At 65.8% G+C, this 24,218-nt stretch carries 22 protein-coding genes; 7 read left to right on the top strand and 15 right to left on the bottom strand.

Annotated features, from left to right (window positions below):
• Positions 1–5: 5 nt before the first annotated feature.
• Positions 6–512 (bottom strand): DUF1993 domain-containing protein, encoded by a 507-nt coding sequence (locus AB4061_RS30670; protein ID WP_441639978.1) that lies wholly within the window; start codon positions 510–512, stop codon positions 6–8.
• A 214-nt stretch (positions 513–726) separates the two neighbouring features.
• On the opposite strand from AB4061_RS30670, the gene AB4061_RS30665 reads away from it, so the two are divergent.
• Positions 727–1,128 carry a hypothetical protein gene (locus AB4061_RS30665; RefSeq protein ID WP_441639999.1) on the top strand — a complete coding sequence of 134 codons (402 nt, stop codon included), beginning with the start codon at positions 727–729 and terminating at the stop codon, positions 1,126–1,128.
• A 31-nt stretch (positions 1,129–1,159) separates the two neighbouring features.
• On the opposite strand, the gene AB4061_RS30660 is transcribed toward AB4061_RS30665, so the two are convergent.
• From AB4061_RS30660 to AB4061_RS30635, 6 genes are all read right to left on the bottom strand, one after another.
• Positions 1,160–2,131 carry a tripartite tricarboxylate transporter substrate binding protein gene (locus tag AB4061_RS30660; RefSeq protein WP_441639977.1) on the bottom strand — a complete coding sequence of 324 codons (972 nt, stop codon included), beginning with the start codon at positions 2,129–2,131 and terminating at the stop codon, positions 1,160–1,162.
• A gap of 125 nt (positions 2,132–2,256) precedes the next feature.
• Positions 2,257–2,577, bottom strand: coding sequence for a DUF4387 domain-containing protein (locus tag AB4061_RS30655; protein WP_441639976.1), 321 nt, complete (start codon positions 2,575–2,577; stop codon positions 2,257–2,259).
• Positions 2,578–2,636: 59 nt separating this feature from the next.
• A complete protein-coding gene (locus tag AB4061_RS30650; RefSeq protein WP_441639975.1) occupies positions 2,637–3,998 on the bottom strand; it encodes an acyclic terpene utilization AtuA family protein in 1,362 nt (453 codons plus the stop codon).
• Positions 3,999–4,171: 173 nt separating this feature from the next.
• Positions 4,172–5,212 carry a sigma-54 interaction domain-containing protein gene (locus AB4061_RS30645; protein WP_441639974.1) on the bottom strand — a complete coding sequence of 347 codons (1,041 nt, stop codon included), beginning with the start codon at positions 5,210–5,212 and terminating at the stop codon, positions 4,172–4,174.
• A gap of 163 nt (positions 5,213–5,375) precedes the next feature.
• Positions 5,376–6,254, bottom strand: coding sequence for an acyltransferase (locus tag AB4061_RS30640; RefSeq protein ID WP_441639998.1), 879 nt, complete (start codon positions 6,252–6,254; stop codon positions 5,376–5,378).
• 220 nt (positions 6,255–6,474) lie between these two features.
• Positions 6,475–7,815, bottom strand: a complete 1,341-nt coding sequence (locus tag AB4061_RS30635; protein ID WP_441639973.1) for a hypothetical protein — start codon at positions 7,813–7,815, stop codon at positions 6,475–6,477.
• A 385-nt stretch (positions 7,816–8,200) separates the two neighbouring features.
• Here AB4061_RS30635 and AB4061_RS30630 point away from each other — a divergent pair, with 385 nt between their 5' ends.
• From AB4061_RS30630 to AB4061_RS30620, 3 genes are all read left to right on the top strand, one after another.
• Complete coding sequence (locus AB4061_RS30630; protein WP_441639972.1) at positions 8,201–8,713, top strand: hemerythrin domain-containing protein; 513 nt, start codon at positions 8,201–8,203, stop codon at positions 8,711–8,713.
• 233 nt (positions 8,714–8,946) lie between these two features.
• Positions 8,947–9,627, top strand: coding sequence for a Crp/Fnr family transcriptional regulator (locus AB4061_RS30625; RefSeq protein ID WP_441639971.1), 681 nt, complete (start codon positions 8,947–8,949; stop codon positions 9,625–9,627).
• Between the two features lie 41 nt (positions 9,628–9,668).
• Complete coding sequence (locus tag AB4061_RS30620) at positions 9,669–10,121, top strand: RrF2 family transcriptional regulator (protein ID WP_441639970.1); 453 nt, start codon at positions 9,669–9,671, stop codon at positions 10,119–10,121.
• Positions 10,122–10,176: 55 nt separating this feature from the next.
• Here the strand turns inward: AB4061_RS30620 and AB4061_RS30615 are convergent, their stop codons facing one another.
• From AB4061_RS30615 to ytfE, 8 genes are all read right to left on the bottom strand, one after another.
• Complete coding sequence (locus AB4061_RS30615; protein WP_441639969.1) at positions 10,177–11,364, bottom strand: hypothetical protein; 1,188 nt, start codon at positions 11,362–11,364, stop codon at positions 10,177–10,179.
• Entirely contained in the window at positions 11,313–11,666 is a 354-nt protein-coding gene (locus AB4061_RS30610; protein WP_441639968.1) for a metal-sulfur cluster assembly factor, read from the bottom strand. The genes AB4061_RS30615 and AB4061_RS30610 overlap by 52 nt, the downstream gene beginning before the upstream one ends.
• Positions 11,667–11,812: 146 nt before the next feature.
• Positions 11,813–12,532 carry an anaerobic ribonucleoside-triphosphate reductase activating protein gene (locus AB4061_RS30605; protein ID WP_441639967.1) on the bottom strand — a complete coding sequence of 240 codons (720 nt, stop codon included), beginning with the start codon at positions 12,530–12,532 and terminating at the stop codon, positions 11,813–11,815.
• Positions 12,516–12,728, bottom strand: coding sequence for an anaerobic ribonucleoside-triphosphate reductase (nrdD, locus tag AB4061_RS30600; RefSeq protein ID WP_441639966.1), 213 nt, complete (start codon positions 12,726–12,728; stop codon positions 12,516–12,518). The genes AB4061_RS30605 and nrdD overlap by 17 nt, the downstream gene beginning before the upstream one ends.
• Before the next feature lie 65 nt (positions 12,729–12,793).
• Positions 12,794–14,824, bottom strand: a complete 2,031-nt coding sequence (locus tag AB4061_RS30595; protein WP_441639965.1) for a ribonucleoside triphosphate reductase — start codon at positions 14,822–14,824, stop codon at positions 12,794–12,796.
• 157 nt (positions 14,825–14,981) lie between these two features.
• Positions 14,982–16,448 carry a copper-containing nitrite reductase gene (nirK, locus tag AB4061_RS30590; protein ID WP_441639964.1) on the bottom strand — a complete coding sequence of 489 codons (1,467 nt, stop codon included), beginning with the start codon at positions 16,446–16,448 and terminating at the stop codon, positions 14,982–14,984.
• A 74-nt stretch (positions 16,449–16,522) separates the two neighbouring features.
• On the bottom strand, positions 16,523–18,808 hold the full coding sequence (locus AB4061_RS30585) for a nitric-oxide reductase large subunit (protein ID WP_441639963.1): 2,286 nt from the start codon (positions 18,806–18,808) through the stop codon (positions 16,523–16,525).
• A 40-nt stretch (positions 18,809–18,848) separates the two neighbouring features.
• On the bottom strand, positions 18,849–19,529 hold the full coding sequence (gene ytfE / locus AB4061_RS30580) for an iron-sulfur cluster repair protein YtfE (RefSeq protein WP_441639962.1): 681 nt from the start codon (positions 19,527–19,529) through the stop codon (positions 18,849–18,851).
• A gap of 149 nt (positions 19,530–19,678) precedes the next feature.
• On the opposite strand from ytfE, the gene norR reads away from it, so the two are divergent.
• The 3 genes from norR to AB4061_RS30565 all read left to right on the top strand — a co-directional run bounded on the left by norR (position 19,679) and on the right by AB4061_RS30565 (position 24,197).
• On the top strand, positions 19,679–21,247 hold the full coding sequence (gene norR / locus AB4061_RS30575) for a nitric oxide reductase transcriptional regulator NorR (RefSeq protein WP_441639961.1): 1,569 nt from the start codon (positions 19,679–19,681) through the stop codon (positions 21,245–21,247).
• A 183-nt stretch (positions 21,248–21,430) separates the two neighbouring features.
• Positions 21,431–22,714 (top strand): MFS transporter, encoded by a 1,284-nt coding sequence (locus AB4061_RS30570; RefSeq protein ID WP_441639960.1) that lies wholly within the window; start codon positions 21,431–21,433, stop codon positions 22,712–22,714.
• Positions 22,715–22,811: 97 nt separating this feature from the next.
• Positions 22,812–24,197, top strand: a complete 1,386-nt coding sequence (locus tag AB4061_RS30565) for a NarK family nitrate/nitrite MFS transporter (protein ID WP_441639959.1) — start codon at positions 22,812–22,814, stop codon at positions 24,195–24,197.
• Positions 24,198–24,218 lie beyond the last annotated feature (21 nt).

Here is a 24,218-nt window from a genome sequence, read left to right as displayed (position 1 = left end):
CTCGATCAGGACAGGCCGAGATAGTCGCGCTTGCCCACCGGCACGCCCTTGTGGCGCAGGATGTCGTAAGCCGTGGTCACGTGAAAATAGAAATTCGGCAGCACAAAGCCCAGCAGGTAGGACTTGCCGTCGAACGTGACGGGCTCGGGGCGCAGCTTGAGCTCGATGGTGCGCGTTTCGCTGCCCTCGAGCTGGGCGGGCTGGATGGTATTCAGGAAGGCCACCGTCCTGGCGATGCGCTCCTGCAGTTCCGGAAACGTGGTTTCGGTGTCGGCAAAGGCTGGCATCTCGATGCCAGCCAGCCGCGCCGCGCAACCCTTTGCGGTGTCGCTGGCGCGCTGCACCTGTGCGGGCAGCGGGTCCATGTCCGCCACCAGGCGGGTCTGGATCAGGTCGGCCGGGTCCATGCCCTGCGCCTGTGCGAATGCGGCGCCTTTGTCCAGGATGGCCGACAAGCTGCCAAAAGCCCGGATAAAGGCTGGAATCGATACTTCATACATCGAGAGCGACATGGGGGTGTCCTTGGTTGTGATTGCCAGACGCGGCATCCCGCCGGCGGGCGAATTGCGCCGCGGCGGGTTGCGCGACACGGCGAGGATAAACCTTCCGGCGGTTTCTCGCCGGCCGGCCCGTTCAATCCCGGCAAGGGCCGGCGCCCAGCGGGGCCCTTGATTCTTGATTTAAGATATCCCTCCCCTCCGGATGAGCGCACATCGCCTCGACGACATGAACGCCCCCTTTCCGATTCGCAAGGAGTGTCCGCCAGGCGCCTGCACATGCGGTCGCGAGGCGTTGCTGGACGACCCGCAATCCGACATGCGGATCCTGAGGCTGACCCGGGAAGAGGAAAAGCGACTGATCGCCCGCCTGGAAAGCCTGTCGAGCCTTGCCGAGCTCAAGGACATGGAAAAGCGCATGCATGCGCAACTGGGCATCGTCCTGACGATCACACCTAGCATCCACGAAGTGCGCACGGTGCGCGGCATCAACATCCAGGTGGAAGAGCAAACCGGGCTGTGCCGCAAGACCAAGCAGGCGATTCCCGCGGCGATACGCCGTTGCCTTGAGGCAAAGCCGGATATGGCGTACGCGATCCTGAATGCGCACGACTTGCTGGGCGGCGCCTGAGGCCTCTTCCCCCCTTCCCTCACTCCACTCCTCATTCCGCCACGATCTTCCTGTCGCTGGCGATGTGCTTCCACTGCGCAAGATCCTGCCTCATGCGCGCGCCGAATTCGGACGGACTCATTGCCTTGGGCGCCGAGCCGTCCGGTTCAAGCACGATGCGCACATCCTGCGACGCAGCGATCTCATTGATCTCGCGGTTCAGCCTCTGGACCAGCGGCGCGGGCGTGCCGGCAGGTGCGAGGACGCCGACCCAGATCTCGATCCCGTAGCCTGGCACCGATGCCGCCAGCGACGGCAACTCGGGAAACGCCGGGTTCGGCCGCTGCGAGGTCACCGCCAGCGCCCGTACCTTGCCGGACTTCAACTGCGTCACCAGCGAGCTGTAGTTGGACATCATGACGTCGATCTGCCCCGCGGCCAGATCGATCATCGCGTTGGAAGCCCCTTTGTACGGGACATGCATCATCTGGACTTTCGAGATGTCGCACAGCAATTCCGTCGCCAGTTGCGCCAGCGAACCGATCCCCGCCGAGCCGTAGGTGAGCGCGCCCGGCTTGGCGCGCGCCGCCGCGATCAGCTCGGCCGGCGACCTGATCTGGGTCGAGGACGAGACCGCCAGCAACAGCGGCCCCTCGGCGACCATGGACACTGGCGCAAACGCGGCAAGCGGATCGTAGGGCGAACGAGGCTGGGTGGCGGCAGCGGTCAGGAAGGTCGACGACGTCAGCAGCAGCACGGACCCGTCCCGTGGCGCCTTGGCAACCGAATCGGCGCCAACGACGCCTGCCGCACCCGGCTTGTTTTCCACGATGACCGTAGTCCCCAGGCGCTTTGCCAGCCCCGGCGCGATCGCACGCGCGATCACGTCATTGCTCGCGCCCGCCGAAAACGGCACGACAATTCTTATCAAAGGCGGCACCTTGGCATCGGTCTGGGCCGCGGCCATGGTTACCACGGACATCGCGGCAAGCAACAGCGCAATGTGGGCTAACGTCTTTCGCATTCGGCGCTCCTATCTCAATGGGCAGCAACGGGTAGCAACGGGAGTAATCGGTAGAGCAGCATGGATGTCAGGATCCAGACCCCGGGTGGACACCCGGGGTCCCGTGGAATCCGGCGATGTCCTGCCTAGGCCGGGATATCCAGGTCCAGCAGCGGCGCGTACTGCTGGGCGCCAAAGATGTYGCCATCGCCGGCGCTGCCGCTGGGCCGGGTGCGATAGATCGTGAACTTGATGGCGTACGCGGGATCGTATTCGACGAAATCCGAGATCCGTTCGACCGGAATCCCATAGAGCGCGGCCATGCTTTCCCGGCTCAGCGCGCGCGAGCGCTTGACGCGTTCGTACTCGGCCGCCTCGCGAAAGATGATGTCGAAGGTGATCTTGTTGACCCCCGCGTTCTTGCTGCGGATGGTCTTGGCGAGTTGATGCAGTTTTTGCGTTGTCATTGCTGTCGTCGTAGTCATCGTAGCCGTTGTCGTCGTCGTTGCCATATGCGGCGCCCGTCTCAGACGCCAACTTCAATGAGGTGGGTGGGGAACAGCGCCATGGGGTCTTGCACCTCCACCGTGTGGTTCAGCGTCCAACGGTAGGCCGCGCTGGCGTGCAGGACTTCGTCCAGCGGGAACGACACCGAACCGGCCGTGCCTTTGACGTCAGGCAGCCGCGCATAGAACATCTGGCGCAAGCCGATCATCGTCACCTCCTCGGCCATCTCGCGGGTCGGGGCGACCCCTTGCACCAGCACGCAGAGCTCATGCCCCGGCCGGTCGCGCAGCGGCTCCAGCTCGCCCATCACGCCATCGCGGCCATACACGTTGTAGTGCAGTTGATAGCCGCTGTCGCCAAAACGCGTGCGCACCTGCTCGCGTGCCCACGCAATCACCCGGTCCACGTTGGCGATGGTGTAGGGGTCGCGGATGCCGCACAGGCCGACGAAGCGCTCGCCCACCTTCCCCGCGCCTTCCAGCTTGACCCGGACCGTTTCCGCCTCGATAAAGCGTGAGCCCGTGATGCGCGTGGTGCGATCGTCCACCTGCGCGTAGCGGCAATGCGTCATGTCCAGCCTGCCCCCGGCGACAAACTCCTCATACGGATTGGAGCGCTCGTACATCGCATGGCCGGATACGGAGGCGACGGTGCAGCGCTGCTCGGGATGCATCGCCGTGACCTGGACGTCCTCGTGCGAGATGACGCCCATCACGGTCTCCTTGCCGCCATAGGGCTCGGCGCAGAACGATGCGCACTCGAGCACCTTGCCTAGGTAGTAGGAATGATCGGCGGAAAAGCCGTGGTGCAGTGCCGGCGCGGCAAAGACCGCGGCATCCGAGCTGCGCCCGCCAATAATCACGTCGGCGCCCTGGCGCAGCAGCGCCACATAGGGATGGACGCCCGCCATGGCGACGATACGGTCGGTTGCATCGAGCTCGCTTTCGGTCAGGTCTGCAAAGCCATCGAGCCCGCTTACCGTCTTTCCGCGCCGCATTGACTCGCGAAGGAAAGCCTTGTCCACCTCGGAATAGAAGTAGCCGACCCGGAACTTCTTCAGGCCATGCTTGGCGGCCAGTTCGCCGATGATCCGCACGAACAGGTCCACACGGCTGTTCGACCCCGTGTCGCCGGCCGAACCGATGATCATCGGTACGCCGAGACGGCGCGACGCCAGCAGCATTTGCTCCAGATCGTGGCGTTGCCAGGCTTCGGGACTCGTCGAGGTGTCCGACCCCAGCGGCACCGGGCCCACGTCGTCGCTTCCCGAATCGGCCGCGATGTAGTCAGGGCCCGCCTCCACCCCCAACCCAAAGCTCTCGGTGCGCAACGGGGCGAAGCCGAGATGGCCATTAGGACAAATGATCTTCAGGGACTGCATGCAGTGTTCTCCAGATGGTGTCTTCCCCAAGCCGGGCTTGACGAATCATCTAGAGCAGATTGCATGCCACAGGGCGAATTTTGAAAATATCTTTATATTTCATAGATTTAGCGTAACGCCCTTCACCTTCCGCGTGATTCTCACGCGGAACAGGCGCCGCAATTGCGTGAAATTCACGCATCGTCCTCGTCGCTTCCGGCAGTCGGGGCCAGCAGGCCCAGCTTCATCATCTGGTGCCGCAAGGCATGCCGGCTCAACCCCAGTCTCTCGGCCACCGCACTGAGGTTCTGGTGGCACGACACCAGCGTCTGCTCGATCAGCGCACGCTGGAAGCGAGCCGTGGCCTCGTGATAGTCCTGCCCCGGCTCGGACCCGGCACGCCCGTTCATTGCATCCGGCTGCGCCACGGCATCGTCCAATGCGTCCGCAGGCCGCGCCACGTCCCGCAGGATGCGCGCCGGCAGGTGGCACGGCCGGATGCAATCGCCCTCCTCCAGCAGGCAGATGCGCTCCAGCAGGTTTTCGAGTTCACGCACATTGCCCGGCCACCGGTACGCGCGGAAAATGCGCTCCACCTCCGGATCCAGCCGCCGGAAATGGCTGCCGTACTGGGCGTTGTACTTCGCCAGCGTGTTGCTCGCGAGCAGAAAGATGTCGTCGCCACGCTCGCGCAGCGGCGGGATATTGATGGCGATCACCTGCAGCCGGTAATACAGATCCTCGCGAAACTTGCCGGCCTTGACCTCGCTCAGCAGGATCTTGTTGGTCGCTGCGATAAAGCGGGCGTCCACGCTGATGGGACGCACCGCGCCGACCCGCCGGAACCGCCGCGTGTCCAGCAGCGTCAGGATCTTGGACTGCATCACGGGATCCAGCTCGCGGACTTCGTCCAGGAAGACCGTGCCGCCATTCGCCGCCTCGATCAGTCCCTCCTTCCTGCTGACCGCGCCGGTAAACGATCCACGCTCATGGCCAAACAACTCGGATTCGAGCAACTGGGCGGGAATCGCAGCGCAATTGATATCGATGAACTCGCGCCCGGCCCGATTGGACTGCGCGTGGAGCATGCGCGCCACCAGGCTCTTCCCCGTCCCGGTCTCGCCATAGATCAGCACGGTGCTAGCCTGGCTGCGCCCAACGCGGGCGACCAGTTCACGCAGAGCGACGATGGAGGCATGCTCCCCAACAAGCTGCGGGCGAGAAGGTTCGTTCATCTTGGGATACGAGAGCCGGCCGCCCGGGTGGAGGACGCCCCGGCGGCCGGCGAGTTGAGGCCGATCATCTGCGCGGAAGATTAACCTATTCCGGCACGGCGACGGGGGGGCGGGCGGATGGGTGCATGCGCCAGGGGACAAACACCGCGGCGGCGAGCCGTGTTCAACGCACGGCTTGGGCCAGCATCGCTTCGATCTGCCGATCCTTCTCCTCCCACAGTTGCGTCAGCCAGCGATGAAACTCGCGGCGGAACGCGGCATCGCCATCGTAGTCACCGCTGCAGAATTCGACCGGGATCGGCAGTTCGCGAATGCGCACGACGACGCGTCCGGCCCGGCCGCAGGCTAGTTGCCAGAAACTGGGGGTGCCGTCGGGATAGACGATGCTCACGTCCAGCAGCGCGCGAAACTGCGTGCCCATCGTATTGAGCGCCAGCGCCAGTGCGCCGGCCTTCGGCTTGAGCAAGTGCCGGTAGGGTGAAGACTGGGCCCGGTGCTTGGCGGGGGTAAAGCGGGTGCCCTCGGCAAAATTCATTACGCTGGTCGGCACCAAGGCGAACTTGGCGCAGGCACGCCGCGTGGTCTCACGGTCTTGCCCGCGCAACTGCGGGCGCTTGCGCAGCGCCGCCTTGGAATGCCGGCGCATGAACGGAAAATCCAGTGCCCACCAAGCCAGGCCGATCACCGGCACATAGACCAGTTGCTGCTTCAGGAAGAATTTCAGCAACGGGATGCGCCGGTTCAGGATGCGCTGGAGCACGAAGATATCGACCCAGGAGCGGTGGTTGCAATTCACGAGATACCAGCCGGCATAGCGCAATTGGTCCACGCCTTCCACATCCCAGGGCTCGCGTTGCAGAAGGCCGATCCAGGCATCGTTGCAAGTGATCCAGGCAGTGGCGAGGCGATTGAGGACAGGGTCTATGCGTAACCGTACGGCGGGAAACGGCAATAGCAACTTCAACACCGCGAGGATGAAAAGCGGTGTGCACCAGAACAGTGTGTTCAGCGCCAGCAGCGACAAACTGAGCAGGCCGAGCATGGCGATTTCCTCGAATGAATGAAAAGAGCTCCGGAAACGAGCATGCCATGCATTCTGTCTTCTTGGCTTCGCAAAACAAGCATGATGAATGCGCATTTTAGAAAAGCCTGACCCAGATCAAGTGCCTTCCCGGCGACTGCTCTGAAGACTTGCCGAGCCAGGCAATCTGGTGCGGGCCAGTGGCGTGAAACGCCGGGCAGTGATTGTCAAACGGTGGCAATCAGGGCATCCCGACATGCCCGCTGTGCCCAGCCTCCCGCCGATCCGGGTGCCGGGGTGGCAGCCCGCCCGTGGCCATGACATGGCGGAAACACCGCACAGCGCGCAGCAGTTGCAGGCCGAGCCAGACGTTGGCAGCCGCGAACAGCACGCCACCGGGCCAAGCCAGCCATCGCGGCGCCAGTGGCAGCGCCAGCAGCAGGACATAGGCGAGCAGCAGCAAGTTGGCTTGCCAGCGCTGCTGCCCGGGTGAAATCATCGCTTGCATGGCGGGGATCCGGGCCGGCAGTGGCAACCGGCGGCGCAAATGCAGCCAGATCAGGAAAGGCACGATCTTGCCAGTCATCGCCGTTACCGGCAGCACCCCGCATCCGACCAGCACGGCGCATCCTATCCACCACGGGATCGCGACGGCCGTTGGCAGGGCGATGGCCGCCAGCGACAACGCCACCGCGCCCAGGGCGCTCGCGCAGGCGGCCGCCCAAAGACGCCAGCCGGGATCATGGCGGCGCCGCGCACGCAGCATGCCGCCCAATCCGAATGCCGAGAGTGTCCCCAGGAGCAGCAGAAGAGGCGCCGCGCCGGCGCCGGCGCGCTGCGGCAGATCGATCACCGCGCCGCTATAGCCCAGCAGAAGCAACCAGATTCCCCAGGGCAAGAAGCGCTCCAGGCCGGCAGGCAGGCGCCTGGTCTGCCAGAACATCGGCACCACCGTGGTCGCGACACCGGTCGCGAGCGTGGCCAGCCAGCCAACCAGCCCCCAGGCGACATGCAGTTGCAGCAGCGGCCCCAGCGCTAGCTGCCATTGCCCGCCAAGCACGCCAGCCAGCGCCGCGCCGGTCGTGACCGTCGCGATCAGCGCCGCGCCTATGCCTGCCAGGGTGCGCGTGGTGGCGTCCACGGCAACCACGCGCGCGCCCGCCCGCAGCAATGCCAGTCCGACCAGGCTGAGAAAAGGCGCCCCCAGCATGATGGCCACGCGAAAGCCGAGTGGTCGGCCAGCAAGGAATCCACCTGCCAGCGCGAGCGCGGTGCTCCCTCCTGTCAACGCGACCCAGGGTGCCAGTCCGGCAGTCCCGCGTATGCGCACCCCGGCGACCACCGGCATCATCTGGAACAGTGCCCCCAGCATGACGGGAACCAGCATCCCCAATGCGAGCAGATGGACCGCCGCCAGCACGGTTGGGGAGAACCGGGATGGCAGGCCGTCCGCGGAGCCGAAGGCCAGCAGCAAACCCGCGGCGGCGCCAAGCCATGGCGCCGGCAGCAGGCAGCCAAGGACCACCGATGGGCCGGGGGCATTCTCGTATTTCAGGTGCGCGGTCTTCATGCTCGCTGCCATGCCGCAAGATGCTCTCGGGATAGGGGATGTGGCGCACAGGGGTCCTCGCAGATATCGGAAGGGGAAAGTGGTCTCGGCATCGTGTCAATCTCCGCGCTTAGGCAAGTGGGGGGCGGGCAGCGGCTGCCCTGCCCTCGCTGTCAATCTTGGCGCAGCCATGCTAGCCGCCAAAGACCGGCGCTGTCCTTGATCGCGGTAAAGCGTTGCACTACTGGCGAAGGGGCGAAGGCCGCCAGCGGGCCATCACCGCGACTGCTTGCGCTATCTCAAAAAGGCGCGCCGCGCTTCGGGCGATACTTGAAACCAGACCAGTCTGTCCGCGCCTGGCCGAACCCGGCAGCGGGCGATTGGCGATGGCCTGGCCAGGCCAACCCGGAGCGCGACAATGTTTTCTCCCATCGCCAGTCTTCCTGGCTTCGATTCACCGATTGAGATGCTGCTGGCCTGCCACGACAAGGTGCGGCGTTTCGCCGGCCTTTGCCCCAGGCTGGAACAGCATGTGGCGCTGCACGGCGCGGATGAAGAGGCACGAGCCGCCGCCGCCAGCGTGCTGAGGTACTTCCAGCTGGCTGCGCCGCTGCACCACGCGGACGAGGAGGAGGACCTGTTTCCCGCACTGCGCGAGCTGGGTGATGCCAGCTTGACTGCGCGAATTGACGAGCTCGATGCCGAGCATGGGCACCTGGGCGAGCTGTGGTACTGCGTGCAGCCCTGGCTGGAGGCGATGTCGCAAGGGGCAAGGCACCCTGCCCCGCCAGAGCTCGGCGCGTTCGCCACCCTCTATCCCGAGCACGCATCGCGGGAGGAGCGCGAGGTTTATCCTGCAGCCGTCCGGCTGCCGCCCGATCGCCTTGCCGGAATTGGCCAGCGCATGGCGCAAAGAAGAGGCGCCCGCTAGTGACCGCGCGCAGCCATCCGTGCGTCACGTCATTTGCGGCGAAGCTTCCCAGCCAAGGCGGGATGACTTGATCTGCCACAAGATCCGTTTGGGCCTGGCGTGGAATCCTACGGGCTACAAGCCTGTCGTGGCGCTCCGGATACGCAACCATGTTCCCGCCCCGCGCGGCCGGTTTGCCCTGGAGGCTTGCTCCGATGGATTGACAGATGCAACTACCCCCACTGAGGCACGCCATGCGCCACAAACTTAACCTCGATGGACTGCTTGGCAGCTTGCCGCTGTTCCGGAACCTCGATGCAACCCAGTTGGCCGAGCTTGCGGGTTCCTGCCATGAGGTCAGAGTCCCCAAGCACAGCCATGTCTTCCGGCGCGGCGACGCGGCTCCAGGTCTATATGTCGTTGCTGTTGGCCAGATCAAGCTGGCCCTGCCGTCGGCGCACGGCAATCCCGAGAAAGTCGTCGAGTTCTTTGGCCCCGGCGAGGCATTTGGGGAGGCCGTCATGTTTCTTGACCGCCCCTACCTGGTGGATGCCCAGGCGCTCGAAGACACGCTGCTTATCCTGCTCGACAAAAAGGATATATTCGCCGCCATCGATCACGACCCGTCCTTTGCGCGCCGCATGCTTGCCGGGCTGTCGATGCGTCTGCATGCCCTGGTGCAGGATATCGAGACGGTGAACCTGCACAACTCGCAGCAAAGGGTGATCGGCTACCTGCTGAACGGGCCGCGAGAGGGTAACCTGACGCGCTTTGCCGTCAACAAGAACCTGATCGCCTCCAAGCTGGGGCTGTCGCCGGCCACGCTCTCGCGCACCCTGCAGCGGCTCAGCGAAGCTACCTTGATCAGCGTGGCCGGCCCCGAAGTCTTGATTCACGATATCCAGGCGCTTCAGCGCCGGTTTGCCGGAGGCTAAACGCCTCATGGCGGTGCCGAACCCGAAGCGGAATCCATGCGATGCGCCTTACCACCATGACCGACTACGCGCTACGGCTGCTGATCTACGTGGCGCGGCATCCAGACCGGATGTGTACCAACAGCGAAATCGCGCAGGCTTACGGCATCTCCAGGGCCCACTTGGTCAAGGTGACGCACAAGCTGAGCCGCCAAGGGTGGATCGCGACCGTGCGCGGCAGAGGCGGTGGCATGCAGCTGTCATCCGGGCCAGGGAGCATCAATCTAGGCGACGTGGTTCGCAGCGTGGAGCCGGATTTCGATCTGGTTGCCGGCCTGGCCGACGGCAGCGCCCGCAAGTTCGCGAGCGACGAGCATCTTTGCTGCGTCATGGATGGCGCTCGCAGGCGTTTCCTGCAGCATCTTGAAAGCTATACCCTCGCCGACGTGCTGGCGCGGGCGTTCCCGGCCGCGCCACATGCCGCCGCAGTCGCGGTGAATCCGCTCGGAAATTGAGGGCATCGCAACTGGCGCCGACGTGGCCACATGCCGGCGGCGTCTGGTGGCACGATCAGGGCTGCCGGGAACGCGGCGCCGCGCGGACTCGCCATGCCCGCGCCGCGGCGGCCATGACGGCAATGAAGACCAGGATGGCAGCAACGTTGCCCGTCGCCGCCACGGCCTTGACTGCCGGCGACTGGTGGCCAAGGCTCAGCCGTGCGGCCAGCGAAAGGTGCAGCATGGCAAGCGGCACATAGAAACTGTTGCCGAACCGCAGCTTGATGCGCGTGATCGCCGGCAGGATGACAGGCGCATGTGCCATCACCATGCTGACGATGAAGCCCAGTCCCAGCGCATGGAGCGCCGCGTCGCGCCAGGGCCACCCCGCCGCGGTGCCCGCCCACGCCACGCCGGCCACCAGCAGCCAGGCGTAGCCCAGCAGCAGGCAGACCGCCATGTAGCGGCTCAGTCCGGGGCTGCGCACCGTACGGCGCGCAATGTCGAACAGTGCCAGCCAGGCGGCAAGCAACACCAGCGATGCACCATACACGACACCCCCGATCCTTCCCGCGTTCCCTTCCAGCGCCGAGCCGGCAGCGCCTAGCACAAGCGCCGCCAGAATGGCAAGCAAGGCCGCTTGCGCGCCGGGTCGGCGGCGCATCAGGCGTGTCATTTCAAGCCGCTCGGCGGCCACCGTGACAACCAGGAAAATAAAATACCAGGCGTTGACCGAGGCCAGCCAGCGGCCTGAGGCCAGCCCCGCGCTGCCGGCCAGCCAGGCGACCGAGGCAACCAGCAGCAAGGCGGTATGGGCAGCCGCCTGGCGCCGCAGCACCGCCACGCTGACGCCCACGAACACCAGCGCACCCGCCGCCATGGCCCACGCGCCAGCGGCAGGAAATCCCGCCACCATCAGCAGCGCACCCAGCCCCGACGCCACCGGCGCGGCGAAGGCGGCGGGACGGCCGAGCGCCACCGCGCGCTCGATGCCGATGACCGTGCCGAAGAAGCCGCCAGTCATCAACGCACCGTGGAATAACAGCGCTTGCCAAGGCAGCTTGTAGCCGTCTGCCCCGGGCAGCGCCACGCCGGCGCGCAACAGACCGCCGAGCATGCCCGCGAGCAACGCGATTGCCGCCAGCAGCAGCACCGCCAGCCGAGGCCAGGTCTTGCGCTGGCGCCCTTGCGCGCCACGCGCGGCCGCGCTCACCATCCCATGGCGTGCTTTGCGCTGGCGCTCATGCGCTCTGGCGTCCATGGGGGCTCCCAGCATAATTCCAGTTCGATCGAGTACCCCAGCGGCATCACGCCTTCAAGCTCGAGCTGGACGTCGTCCAGGATCATGTCGGCCACCGGGCATGCGGCGGACGTCATGGTCATCGAGACATGGACTGTGCCCTCCGATACGGTGACGGCGTAGATCAGGCCAACGTCAAGGATGCTTAGCGCTAGTTCCGGATCCACCACGCGGCGCAGGGCTTCCCTGATCGGCATGCGCCACGCCTCTGGACCCTGGTAATCGAACCTGTCCGTCGCGTTCGAACTTTGTCTGGTGAGCATGCTGGCCTCCTTGCGCATTCCCGTTGGTTTCCTGTTGGTTTCCAGTTGGTTTCCTGTCACGCGTCATCCCATCGTAGTACGGACCACGCTGGCTGCGTGGCCCCTACCCGCCGATCGATTGACATAGCGCAATGCCGACGCTTCCGTCACGCCTTGCGCAGCGTGAAACTGCTGAAGTGCGATGCCAGCCGGTCGATATCGCGGCGGTCAAGCGAGGCGCTCGCGCCGCTGCCGCGGCACGCCTGCAACGCCCAATGCGTCACGCCAAGCGCGGCGATTCTCTGCGCCAGCGCATGCAGCTCGGCGATATCGAACAGGCCGGCGTGCCAGGTGGTGCGGCACTCGCCGGCCACGCCGCTGGCAAGCCACCGGCGCAGCGATTCCCAAGCCCTCTCCCCGCTGCCCGGCACCCGTGTCATGGCGTCATAGCGATGCAGGGGTGCCTTGAGATCGAGGCCGATCCAGTCCAGCCGGGGCAGGATGGCGGCCAGGCGATCGGGGTACATGCCGGCGGTGTGCAGCGCGACCTCGAAGCCCCTGGCCCGCACGTCCGCGATGGCGCCGGCCAGGGCCGCCTGCAGCGTTGGCTCGCCCCCGGAAAACACCACGCCGTCGAGCAGGCCCTGCCGCGTTTGCAGGAAGGCCAGCACGTCCGTCCAGGCGACGGCGGACGGTGCGCCGGCATCCAGCAGGTCCTGGTTGTGGCAATAGCCGCACCGCCAGGGACAGCCCTGGCAGAACACGACGGCGGCCAGACGGCCGGGGAAATCGATCGTGGTCAGCGGCGTCATGCCGCCAACGCGCAACGTGGCCGAGTCGTGCCGGCGCCGGGCCGCCGCCGCGCGTACGTCAGGCGTCGGTGGCATGGGGCTGCGTGAAGAAGCGCCGCTCGCGGTGCTCGCCCTGCTTGCCGGTGTTGAAGCTGGAGACCGGCCGGTGGTAGCCCATCACGCGGGTCCAGACCTCGCAGGGTTGCCGCTCCTCGTCGCGCAGCACGGCGCTGCAAGGTTGGGATGGCGTGGATGGCGAGGATTGAAATTGGTGAGTCGATTGGTGCGTCATCAGATTTACTCCGTCTTGAGAGTGGGTTGAAAAAACAAGGGCACGAGAAGAACGGCTGATCCTGGTCAAGCGGCGATCCGGTCCCGCTTGCGCGCGAGGATCTCTTCATCGCAGCGCGGCCAGAACGGATGCTCGCCGGCGAGGTAACCGTGCGTGGGGCAGATCGAGAACGTCGGCGTCACCGTGATGTACGGCAGGCGAAAGCGCGTCAGCGCGCGCCGCACCAGTTCGCGGCAGGCCTCGCCGCTGGACAGGCGCTCGCCCATATACAGATGCAGCACCGTGCCGCCGGTGTACCTGGACTGCAAGACCTGTTGCCGCGCCAGCGCCTCGAAGGGGTCGTCGGTCCATCCCACCGGCAGTTGCGAAGAGTTTGTGTAGTAGGGCTGTGCCGCCGTGCCGGCCTGGCGGATCTCCGGCCAGCGCTTGCGGTCTTCGCGGGCAAAGCGGTATGTCGCCCCCTCGGCCGGCGTGGCTTCGAGATTGTAGAGATGGCCGGTTTCCTGCTGGAAGGCCACGATGCGCTCGCGCACGTGTTCCAGCAGGCGCAGCGCGAAGGCATGGCCCCATTCCGAGGTGATGTCGTGCAGGTCAGCGGTGAAGTTGCGGATCATCTCGTTGATGCCGTTCACGCCCAGCGTTGAAAAATGATTGCGCAAGGTGCCGAGGTAGCGCTTCGAATAGGGGAACAGCCCCTGATCCATCAGGCGCTGGATCAGCTTGCGCTTGTTCTCCAGGCTCTCTTTGCCCAGTTCGAGCAGACGGTCCAGCGCGCGCAGCAGCGCCGCTTCATCGCCGGCATGCAGGTAGCCCAGGCGTGCGCAATTGACCGTGACCACGCCCACGCTGCCGGTCTGCTCGGCACTGCCGAACAGGCCGTTGCCGCGCTTGAGCAGCTCGCGCAGGTCCAGCTGGAGCCGGCAGCACATGGAGCGCACCATATTTGGCTCCAGCTCCGAGTTGATGAAATTCTGGAAGTACGGCAGCCCGTACCTCGCCGTCATCTCGAACAGCCGCGTGGCATTCTCCGATTCCCACGGAAAATCGCGCGTGATGTTGTAGGTCGGGATGGGGAAGGTAAACACCCTGCCCTTGGCATCGCCCGCCGTCATCACCTCGATATAGGCGCGGTTGATCAGGTCCATCTCTTCCTGCAATTCGCCGTAGGTGAACGGCATCTCCTGGCCGCCGATGACCGGCAGCTGTTCGCGCAGGTCGTCGGGACAGGTCCAGTCGAAGGTCAGGTTGGTAAATGGCGTTTGCGTGCCCCAGCGCGACGGCACGTTCAGGTTGTAGATCAGCTCCTGGATGCACTGGCGCACCTGGGCATAGGACATGGCGTCCTTGCGCACGAATGGCGCCATATAAGTGTCGAACGACGAGAACGCCTGCGCACCGGCCCATTCGTTCTGGAGCGTGCCGAGAAAATTGACGATCTGCCCCACGGCCGACGACATGCGCCTGGCCGGCCCCGCTTCCACCTTGCCCGGCACGCCGTTGAAGCCCTCATGCAGCAGCGTGCGAAGCGACCAGCCGGCACAGTAGCCGCTGAGCATGTCGAGATCGTGGATATGGATATCGCCGTTGCGGTGGGCCTCGCCGATTTCCGGCGCGTAGACATGGGACAGCCAGTAATTGGCGGTAACCTTGCCCGCCACGTTCAGGATCAGCCCGCCCAGCGAGTAGCCCTGGTTGGCATTGGCATTGACGCGCCAGTCCGCCTTGCTCAGGTATTCGTTGATCGACGCCTCCACGTCGACCAGGGCCTTGCGGTCCTCGCGCAACCTGGCGTGCTGGCCACGATAGGCAATAAACGCGCGCGCCGTGTTGCTGTAGTTGGCGGCAATCAGCACCTGCTCGGCCACATCCTGAATCTGCTCGACACCGGGTGTCTGGTCATGGAAGCGGTGCGCCAGGACCCTGCACACCTGCTCGGCCAGGCTGGCTGCCTGCGCTTCGCCGAATTCGCCGGCCGCGGCGCCGGCGCGGCGCAATGCGGACCGGATGCGCTCGATGGCGAAAGCGGTTCTTTCTCCATCGCGCTTGACGACCTCCCCGGGCAGGCTGGCAACGACGGCTTCCGTACTGTGTTCCATATCTTCTCCCAACAGCATTCACATTCACACTAGATGTGGGATAGAGCGTACCGGGCAAACACTATATGTAGATTGACGGCGGGCAAGCGTATGCCATCTTTTCCAGTCTTTTCCAGTCTTTGCCGGCGGCACGGGAGTCCGCGCCGCCGGACTGGCTTCAGCGCGTAGTGCCCTCCCGGTAGATCGCCGGGTCGGCCTTGCCGGCGACATCCAGCACGCCGACCAGGCCCTTGCCGGCACGGGACAGCGCATGGTCCACCAGCAGGTAGCTGCCGGGGTACTGCACTTTCAGCTCGACGATCGTGGCGCCGCCGGGCGGCACCAGGGTGGTCTGCACATCGTGCTTGATGCTGCTCAGCGAGCCCTCGCTGTAGACCGTATCGAATACCTCGCCGATCACGTGGAACGATGACACCTTGTTGGGACCGCCCACGCCGAAATAGATGCGCACCGTCTCACCCACGTTGGCAAGCAGCTTGTGGGTCTTGGACAGCGAGCCGACCGCGCCGTTGAAGACGTAGTAATCCGGCAGCTCGGCGGCCATCTTTTCGAGGTCGGCTTCCTGGTGCACGGGCGCGCCATGCGGCCGCGTGGTGTACATCTCGCCCTGCATCACGTAGTACTCGCGATCGACCTTCGGCAAGCCACCCTCGGGCTCGACCAGGATCATGCCGTACATGCCCGCCGCGATGTGCTGAGGCACCAGCGGCGTCGCGCAGTGGTAAACGTACAACCCCGGATTGAGCGTCTTGAAGGTGATCGTCTTCTCCTGCCCCGGCGCCACCTGCGTATGCGCGCCGCCGCCGTGCCCGCCGGTGACCGCGTGCAGGTCGATGGAGTGGATCATCTTGCTGTCGCGGGCATTGGCCAGCGTCAGCTCGATGGTGTCGCCTACCTTGGCGCGCAGCATCGGCCCGGGCACCTTGCGGTCGAAGGTCCAGTAGGTGAACGAGGTGCCATCGTCGAGATGCCCGGCCAGCTCGACCGTCTCCATGCGGTACTTCAGTGTCTGCGGGGCGCGCGCGCCGATGGGCGCGGGCACGGCGGCGGGATCACCCGCGACGCTGACGGCGGCCGGGTCGGGTGCGCGCGGCGACGCTGCCGCCACGGTGTACAGGGCAGTGGCCGAGCGGCCGGCCTCGCCCTGCGCCGAGGCGGGCGTGCTGGCCGTGCCGCCGACCTCGAACACGCCTTCCATGCCGATCTGCCGGTGGCCGGCCACGGTGCAGATGTAGACGAACTTGCCCGGCTGCGTCACGGTAAAGCGCAATGTCGCCGGGCCGGTGGCGGCGCTGAAACGCTTGGATGCGACGTTCAGCCCGGGAATGGCGAGGTCATGTTCGGCACCCTCGCCGCTGGCGATGGAGATCTCCACCGTATCGCCGACTTCCGCGCGCAGTACGGGGTTGACCTTGCCCGCCTGGTCGACGAACACCATCTTGCCGTCGACGATATTGGTTTGCAGGTCGTAGCGCTTGAGGCCAGCCTGCGCGACACCGACCGGTCCACGATCGTCAGGCGCTTGCCCGGGTGCGGCCGCCAGGCCGCCCGTGGACAGTGTGCCCGCCAGCACTGCGGCGGCAATGGAAATGGAAACGGGAGAGAAGAAGCGGCGTGTTTTCATGATGATGTTGTTCTTGTTGTTGACTTCAACCAAAGCGGGTTGCCGCGGCAGGTCCGCCGCAACCCGCTGCCTGCTCACTGTTGCGCTGCGTTCAGGCGCCTTTCCGGCGCAGTCAGCGCCGGTGCCTTGCCGGCGAGGCCCAGTACCACTTGCAGCGCCATCGAGAGCGCGCCGGCGATGAACACCACGTCGCCGAAGGTGCGCACCCAGCGCAGCGTCTGCAGGATGGGCTGCTGCATGAAGGCCTCGCTGCGCGCATACCACAGCCCCTGGCTGACGCTGGCGTGGAACTGGATGATGCCGATGGGCAGCAGGCTGGTGCCGATCATCAGGACCAGGCCCGCGTTGAGCCCCCAGAACGCCGTCTTCATCAAGCCTTGGTTCAGCGCATAGGCAGGCCGTATATAGCGCAGCACCAGCAGCGTGAAGCCCAGCGCCAGGAAGCCGTAGACGCCGAACAGCGCGGCATGGGCATGCACCGGTGTGGTGTTCAGGCCCTGCACGTAATACAGCGAGATCGGCGGGTTGATCATGAAGCCGAATACGCCGGCGCCCAGCATGTTCCAGAACGCCACGGCGACGAAGCACATCAGCGGCCACTTCAGGCTGGCCATCCACGGTGCGCGGTCCTTCAGGCGCCAGTTCTCCCAGGCTTCGTGGCCCAGCACGATCAGCGGTACGACTTCGAGCGCGCTGAAGCTGGCGCCCACCGCCATCACCGGCGTCGTGGTGCCGGCGAAGTAGAGATGGTGGAAGGTGCCAGGCAAGCCGCCCAGCATGAACAGCGACGCCGATGCCAGGCTAGCCGCCGTGGCCATCGGCCGCGACACCAGGCCAAGCGTGGAGAAGATAAAGGCCAGCGCCGTGGTGGCGAACACTTCAAAGAAGCCCTCGACCCACAGGTGCACGACCCACCAGCGCCAGTACTCCATCACCGACAGGTTGGTGCGCTCGCCGTAGAACAGGCCGGCCCCGTAGAACAGGCCGATGGCCACCACCGAGGATGTCAGCAAGGCCAGCAGGTTCTTGTCGCCGCCCGGCGTGCGCAGCGCCGGCGCGATGGCGCGCAGCATCAACACCAGCCAGAACAGGATGCCGGCGAACTTGCCGATCTGCCACAGGCGGCCCAGGTCGACGTACTCGTAGCCTTGATGCCCCAGCCAGAAGTTCAGGTTCTCGGGCATGACCTGCGCGATCGCCAGGTAGTTGCCGGTAAACGAGCCCACCACCACGACCACCAGGGCCCAGAACAGCACGTCCACGCCAAGCTTCTGGTACTTCGGGTCCTTGCCGCCGTTGATGAGCGGCGCCAGGAACAGGCCGGCGGCCAGGAAGCCGGTGGCGATCCAGAACAGCGCGCTCTGGATGTGCCAGGTGCGCAGCAGCGTGTACGGGAACCACTTCGACAGCTCAAGGCCGTAGAACTTCTGCCCTTCCACCGTGTAATGGGCCGTCAGGCCGCCGATCAGCACCTGGAACACGAACAGCGCCACCACCAGGAACAGGTATTTGCCCAGTGCGCGTTGCGACGGCGTGAGCGCGAACGCCGTGAGCGGGTCGCGCGCGGCCACGGCGGGCGGTGCCTCTTCATGTCCGCGCAGGAATGACCAGGCCCAGACCAGGAAACCAACGCCCGCGAGCAGCACTACCACGCTGGCGATGGACCAGATGATGTTCTCGCTGGTGGGCTGGTTGCCGATCAGCGGCTCGTGCGGCCAGTTATTGGTGTAGGTGGCGGTGAGGCCGGGGCGCTCGGTGGCGGCAGCCCATGCGGTCCAGAAGAAGAAGTGAGTCAGCTTCACGCGGCGTTCGGCGCTGGGCAGCGTGTTCTCCTTCATGGCGAAGCTCTCGCGGCTCTTGCGCAGCTCCGGTGCGTCGGAGAACAGCCGTTCGTAGTAAGCGGCGGTGGCGGCAATGGCCTGCGCCCGGCGCCTGGAGACAGTGAGCACGCCGCTGTCCTGGTCGGCGCGGTTGCCACGGTACTCGGCGCGGAGCTGCTCGCGCAGCGCGGCCTGGGTTGGCCCGTCGAGCGCGGCATAGGTGCGGGCGTAGGTATCGCGCGCGGCCAGGTCGAGCCAGGCGGTCAGCTCGCGGTGCAGCCAGTCGGCGGTCCAGTCCGGCGCCTGGTAGGCGCCGTGGCCCCAGATGGAGCCGAGCTGCATGCCGCCGACGGATTGCCATGCGGTCTGGCCGTCGAGGATATCGTCCTTGCTGAACAGGGCCTTGCCGTCAGCGGTCGCGACTTGCTGCGGAATCGGCGGCGCCTTGCGGTAGACCTCGGTGCCGTAGTACCCAAGCAGCGAAAAGGTGACCGCCACGACGGCGATCAGGGTGAACCAGAGTCTTTTGTATTGTCCCATGATGGGTCTCGCTGTGATGCGTGTGCCTGTCGCGGTGGGATCAGGCGTGGGCCGGAGCGGCTTGCTCAGCGTTGTCGAACAGGATGTTGTTCTCGAGATGGATGTGTTCCATCAGGTCTTCGCGCAAGGTACGCAGCCCGAGGTACAGCGCGCGCCAAGTGTTGCACGCGGCGCGGGGCAAGGTAATGTCATTGGTCAAGGCATTGAGCTGTTGCAGCGCCTGCCCGTGCTCGTCGTGCTCCATGCGCATGACCGAGATGGGGCCACCCGCCATGTTGCCGAGCTCGCGTGCAAGCAACGGGAACAGGACCTGCTCTTCCTTTTGCATATGGCTCTCCAGCTCCTGCTGCATGACCCCGAGGTGGTCCGCCAGGCCAAGCGGGCAATCCTCGCGGTCGCCATGCACCTGCTCCACCCGGCGCGCCAGGCGGATCAGCTCGGGCAGTTGCTGGCGATGCACCTCGTGGTAGCGCGCGAGGATATGGGCGATCAGGTCGGCCGCGGACGCGGTGCCCCAGTCGCGGCCGTCGCGCTGCGCCTGGGCTTGCAGCAATAGTAGGCGTGCCTCGATCGCCTGCGCATCCAGGCCTGCTGCTTGCGCGGCCTCGCCCAGGCTCTGCTTGCCGCCGCAGCAGAAATCCAGCTGGTAGTCGTGAAACACGCGGGTAGCGCCGGGGATCTTGCGGGCAAGCTGGCCCAGCGATTGTTCAGTCATGCTCATGATGTTCTCCTTTGTAAGGGGTGCGTCACTCACATAGCGAAACCCGTGCCTGAAAAATTCATGCAAAGAATCAATGACTTAATTTTTTGAGGGTATTATTTACCCTTACCGAACAGGGGTGAAAAATACCCAATAGGGTTTAATTGACCATGATGGAGAATCTCTTGCTGACGGACCTCGTTGCCGACCTTCCGCAGGCAGTGCGGCTGCAGCGGCTGGTCAGCAGCCTGCGTGCCCACTTCCGCTGCGGCGCCGTCGCGCTCCTGCAACTGGAAGAAGATCAACTGCGGCCGGTGGCGATCGACGGACTGGTGCGCGATGCCCTCGGGCGGCGTTTCGCGGTGGGACTCCATCCACGGCTGGCCGCCATCCTGGCCAGGCGCGGCGTGACCTGCTTCCACCATGACAGCGTGCTGCCCGACCCCTACGACGGGCTGATCGACGAGCACGTGGGCGAGCCCCTCCCGGTGCACGACTGCATGGGCACGAGCCTGCATGTGGAAGGCCAGCCGTGGGGCGTGCTGACGCTCGACGCGCTGGCCGTCGGCACCTTTGGCGAAGCGGCGCAGGCCGATTTGCGGCAGTTGACGGTAGTCGTCGAGGCCGCGATCCGCACGACACGGCTGGAAGCCGAGATCCGCGCGCTGCGGCTTACGCGCGGCGAAGCCCCGCTGGGCGACACGGCCCGGGACGATGGCGAGATCATTGGCCAGAGCGAGGCGATCGGCCGCTTGCTGCATGAGCTCACGGTGGTGGCCGACTCGGAGCTCCCGGTGCTGCTGCTGGGTGAAACCGGCGTGGGCAAGGAACTATTCGCGCACCGGCTGCACCGGCTCTCGCGGCGGCGCGCGCAACCGCTCATCCATGTCAATTGCGCCGCCTTGCCGGAATCGCTGGCCGAGAGCGAGCTGTTCGGGCACGCCAAGGGCGCGTTCTCGGGCGCGGTGGGCGAAAGGCCTGGCCGCTTCGAAGCGGCCGACGGCGGCACGCTGTTCCTTGACGAGGTGGGCGAGCTGCCGCTCTCGATCCAGGCCAAGCTGCTGCGCACCTTGCAGAACGGCGAAATCCAGCGCCTGGGTTCCGACCGGCCGCGCCGCGTCGACGTGCGCATCATCGCGGCCACCAATCGCAGCCTGCGCGATCACGTGCGCGACGGGTCGTTTCGCGCCGACCTGTATCACCGGCTCTCGGTCTACCCGATCCCGATTCCGCCGCTGCGCGAGCGCGGCAACGACGTGCTGCTGCTGGCGGGCCGGATGCTGGAACTCAATCGCGCCCGGCTCGGCCTGCGCAGCCTGCGCTTGTCCACCGCCGCGGAAGCCGCCCTGCGCCGCTACCCGTGGCCGGGCAATGTGCGCGAGCTGGAGCATGTCATCAGCCGGGCGGCGCTCAAGACCGTCAGCCGCGGCGCGAACCGCAACGATATCGTCACCCTGGAGGCGGAACGCCTCGATCTCGATGGGCTGGAGCCGGCGCCGGCCGGTGCCGCAGCCCCGCCCCCAAGCGCCGAGCCGGTTGCGTTCGCGCCTACGGCAGCCACCTTGCGCGAGGCGATGGACCAATGCCAGCGGCACTGCATCGAGCAGGCACTGGCCACGCGGGGCGGCAACTGGGCACAGGCCGCCCGCCAATTGGGCGTGGACGCGAGCAACCTGCACAAGCTTGCCCGCCGGCTCGGCATCAAGCACGACGACAGGCCGCAACGCAACGCGGGCTGAACGTATCCCGACACTTGGCCTGGCGCCTCTTCCACGGCGCCATGTCTGCCCCGAGCGGGCACACCCCTCCCCATTGGAACTAGCTCCACCGGCACCTGCACATGTGCTGCCGGCGAATGGTCAATTGCGGTCGCGCTCTCTACGCTGGGAGCCAATCGTCATTGTTGACACAGGAGCATGGCCATGGCCACCCAACCCCTCCCGCGCGAGCCGGTACCACGCCGCGCCTATGCGGTGCTGGCATCCAGCACCTTCGCCTTCACCATCTGCTTTGCCATATGGATGATGTTTGCGGTGCTGGGCATTCCCATCAAGCAGCAGCTCGGCCTGTCTGAAACCCAGTTCGGCCTGCTGGCCGCCACGCCCGTGCTCAGCGGCGCGCTGGTCCGCCTGCCGCTGGGTATCTGGACCGACCGCTACGGTGGCCGCATCGTCTTCTTTGTGCTGATGCTGGTCACGGTCATCCCGATCTGGATGATCTCGCATGCCACCACGCTCCCGCAGTTGCTGATCCTGGGCTTGTTCGTGGGCCTGGCGGGCGGCTCGTTCTCGGTGGGCACGCCCTATGTGGCGCGCTGGTTCCCGCGCTCCCGCCAGGGCCTGGCCATGGGCATCTTCGGCGCGGGCAACTCCGGCTCGGCCCTGACCAAGTTCGTGGCACCGGCGCTGATCGTTGCCGCCGGCGGCAGCTGGACCGTGGTGCCGCGCGTGTATGCCATCGCCATGCTGGTCACGGCGGTGCTGTTCTGGGTGTGCTCGTCCAGCGATCCCGCTCACCGCGCCACGTCCTCGGCCAGCCTGCGCGCCCAGCTCGCCATGCTGCGCGACCCGCGCGTGTGGCGCTACTCGCAGTATTACTCGGTGGTGTTCGGCGGCTATGTCGGCCTGTCGCTGTGGATGACCAAGTACTACATCGGCGAGTATGGCTTTGACATCAAGATCGCCGCCCTGCTGGCGGCCTGCTTCTCGCTGCCGGGAGGCGTGCTGCGCGCCATCGGCGGCTGGATCTCCGACCGCTACGGCGCGCACCGCACCACTTGGTGGGTGATGTGGGTGTGCTGGGTGGCGTTCTTCCTCCTCAGCTATCCGCAGACCGATTTCATCATTCACACGGCGCGCGGCCCGCAGGCTTTCCATATCGGCCTGTCGGCGCTGCCTTTCACCGCGCTGCTCTTTATCGTCGGCATTGCCATGGCGGTGGGCAAGGCCTCGGTGTTCAAGTTCATCGCCAACGATTTCGGCCACAACCTCGGCGCCGTGTCCGGCGTGGTGGGGCTGGCCGGCGGCCTGGGCGGCTTCATCCTGCCGGTGCTGTTCGGCCTGCTGGCGGACCTGACCGGCGTGCGCAGCAGCTGCTTCATGCTGCTGTACGGCACCGTTTGCGTGAGCCTGGTGTGGATGCACTACAGCCAGCGCGGCAAGGGCGCGGGCGCCGGCCAGCGCGTGCTGGCGGCGCAGCCGGCCTGAACCGGCGTTGCTCCTCCCCGATTTCCCGGTTCCCCGATTCCCCGATTCCCCGGTTTCCCGATTCCTCATTCCTCCTTCCGTCACATAGGACATTGTCATGTCTAGCTCCGTACTAACCCGCTGGGAGCCCGAAAGCGCGACCTTCTGGCGCACCCATGGCGAGCGCATCGCCTACCGCAACCTGTGGATCTCGATCCTCGCCCTGATGCTCGCCTTCGCGATCTGGATGCTGTGGAGCGTGGTGGCGGTGAACCTGGACCGTGCTGGCTTCCGCTTCAGCAAGAACCAGCTGTTCTGGCTCACCGCGCTGCCCGCGCTCTCGGGCGCCACGCTGCGCATCTTCTACGCCTTCCTGGTGCCGATCTTCGGCGGCCGCCGGTTCACGGCCATCTCCACCGCCACGCTGCTGGTGCCGGCGCTGGGCATGGGGTTCGCGCTGCGCGACCCGGCCACGAGCTATCCCACCTTGCTGGTGCTGGCGCTGCTGTGCGGATTCGGCGGCGCCAACTTCAGTTCCTCGATGTCCAATATCAGCTTCTTCTTCCCCAAGGCCAAGAAGGGCCTGGCGACGGGGCTCAATGCCGGCATCGGCAACCTGGGCGTGTCGGTGGTGCAGTTCCTCACCCCCTTGGTGGTCTCCGTGGGGCTGTTCGGTGCCTTTGGCGGCGAACCCCAGACCTACCAGGCCGGCGAAGTCAGCAGGAGCCTGTGGCTGCAGAACGCCGGCTTTATCTGGGTGCCGTTCATCCTGGCCGCCACCCTCGCCGCGTGGTTCGGCATGAACGACATTGCCGATGCGCGCGCCTCGTTCGCCGACCAGGCGGTGATCTTCAAGCGCAAGCACAACTGGCTGATGTGCTGGCTGTACGTGGGCACCTTCGGCTCGTTTATCGGCTTCTCGGCCGGGTTCGCGCTGCTCACCAAGTCGCAGTTTCCCGGCGTCAACCCTACCGCCTACGCCTTCCTCGGGCCACTGGTGGGCGCGCTGATGCGGCCGGTGGGTGGGTGGGTGTCGGACAAGCTGGGCGGAGCACGGGTCACGCTGTGGAGCTTCGTGGCGATGATTGCCGCCGTGTTCGGCGTGCTGGCCACGCTGCCGCATGACGGCGCCGGCGGCAGCTTCCAGGGCTTCCTGGCCGCGTTCGTGGTGCTGTTCGCGCTGACCGGCATCGGCAATGGCTCGACCTTCCGCATGATCCCGGTGATCTTCCTGACCGAGCGCCAGCGCGCCGCGCGCGGCAAGGACGCCGCGGCGCAAAAGCAGGCGCTGCTGGACGCCGGCAAGGAATCGGCCGCGGTGCTGGGTTTTTCCGGCGCCATCGGCGCCTACGGCGGCTTTTTCATTCCCAAGAGCTTCGGCACCTCGCTGGAGTTGACCGGCTCGGCGGACGCGGCGCTGTACTGCTTTGTCGTCTTCTACGTGAGCTGCGTGCTGGTGACCTGGTGGTACTACGCGCGCAAGAACGCGCCCATGCCTTGCTGAACGGCGCCGGCCGGCCTAGTT

It is taken from the genome of Cupriavidus sp. YAF13 (assembly GCF_052113425.1).
In the GTDB taxonomy this organism is placed as follows: domain Bacteria; phylum Pseudomonadota; class Gammaproteobacteria; order Burkholderiales; family Burkholderiaceae; genus Cupriavidus.
Note: the sequence above shows the minus strand (reverse complement) of the source record. Positions and strands in the feature narration are given on the sequence as shown.

What these genes read in the sequence shown, in the direction of transcription:
- AB4061_RS30670 (WP_441639978.1), bottom strand. Translation starts at nt 512, where the DNA reads ATGTCGCTCTCGATGTATGAAGTATCGATTCCAGCCTTTATCCGGGCT.
- AB4061_RS30665 (WP_441639999.1), top strand. Translation starts at nt 727, where the DNA reads ATGAACGCCCCCTTTCCGATTCGCAAGGAGTGTCCGCCAGGCGCCTGC.
- AB4061_RS30660 (WP_441639977.1), bottom strand. Translation starts at nt 2,131, where the DNA reads ATGCGAAAGACGTTAGCCCACATTGCGCTGTTGCTTGCCGCGATGTCC.
- AB4061_RS30650 (WP_441639975.1), bottom strand. Translation starts at nt 3,998, where the DNA reads ATGCAGTCCCTGAAGATCATTTGTCCTAATGGCCATCTCGGCTTCGCC.
- AB4061_RS30645 (WP_441639974.1), bottom strand. Translation starts at nt 5,212, where the DNA reads ATGAACGAACCTTCTCGCCCGCAGCTTGTTGGGGAGCATGCCTCCATC.
- AB4061_RS30640 (WP_441639998.1), bottom strand. Translation starts at nt 6,254, where the DNA reads ATGCTCGGCCTGCTCAGTTTGTCGCTGCTGGCGCTGAACACACTGTTC.
- AB4061_RS30635 (WP_441639973.1), bottom strand. Translation starts at nt 7,815, where the DNA reads ATGGCAGCGAGCATGAAGACCGCGCACCTGAAATACGAGAATGCCCCC.
- AB4061_RS30630 (WP_441639972.1), top strand. Translation starts at nt 8,201, where the DNA reads ATGTTTTCTCCCATCGCCAGTCTTCCTGGCTTCGATTCACCGATTGAG.
- AB4061_RS30625 (WP_441639971.1), top strand. Translation starts at nt 8,947, where the DNA reads ATGCGCCACAAACTTAACCTCGATGGACTGCTTGGCAGCTTGCCGCTG.
- AB4061_RS30620 (WP_441639970.1), top strand. Translation starts at nt 9,669, where the DNA reads ATGCGCCTTACCACCATGACCGACTACGCGCTACGGCTGCTGATCTAC.
- AB4061_RS30615 (WP_441639969.1), bottom strand. Translation starts at nt 11,364, where the DNA reads ATGGACGCCAGAGCGCATGAGCGCCAGCGCAAAGCACGCCATGGGATG.
- AB4061_RS30610 (WP_441639968.1), bottom strand. Translation starts at nt 11,666, where the DNA reads ATGCTCACCAGACAAAGTTCGAACGCGACGGACAGGTTCGATTACCAG.
- AB4061_RS30605 (WP_441639967.1), bottom strand. Translation starts at nt 12,532, where the DNA reads ATGCCACCGACGCCTGACGTACGCGCGGCGGCGGCCCGGCGCCGGCAC.
- nrdD (WP_441639966.1), bottom strand. Translation starts at nt 12,728, where the DNA reads ATGACGCACCAATCGACTCACCAATTTCAATCCTCGCCATCCACGCCA.
- AB4061_RS30595 (WP_441639965.1), bottom strand. Translation starts at nt 14,824, where the DNA reads ATGGAACACAGTACGGAAGCCGTCGTTGCCAGCCTGCCCGGGGAGGTC.
- nirK (WP_441639964.1), bottom strand. Translation starts at nt 16,448, where the DNA reads ATGAAAACACGCCGCTTCTTCTCTCCCGTTTCCATTTCCATTGCCGCC.
- AB4061_RS30585 (WP_441639963.1), bottom strand. Translation starts at nt 18,808, where the DNA reads ATGGGACAATACAAAAGACTCTGGTTCACCCTGATCGCCGTCGTGGCG.
- ytfE (WP_441639962.1), bottom strand. Translation starts at nt 19,529, where the DNA reads ATGAGCATGACTGAACAATCGCTGGGCCAGCTTGCCCGCAAGATCCCC.
- norR (WP_441639961.1), top strand. Translation starts at nt 19,679, where the DNA reads ATGATGGAGAATCTCTTGCTGACGGACCTCGTTGCCGACCTTCCGCAG.
- AB4061_RS30570 (WP_441639960.1), top strand. Translation starts at nt 21,431, where the DNA reads ATGGCCACCCAACCCCTCCCGCGCGAGCCGGTACCACGCCGCGCCTAT.
- AB4061_RS30565 (WP_441639959.1), top strand. Translation starts at nt 22,812, where the DNA reads ATGTCTAGCTCCGTACTAACCCGCTGGGAGCCCGAAAGCGCGACCTTC.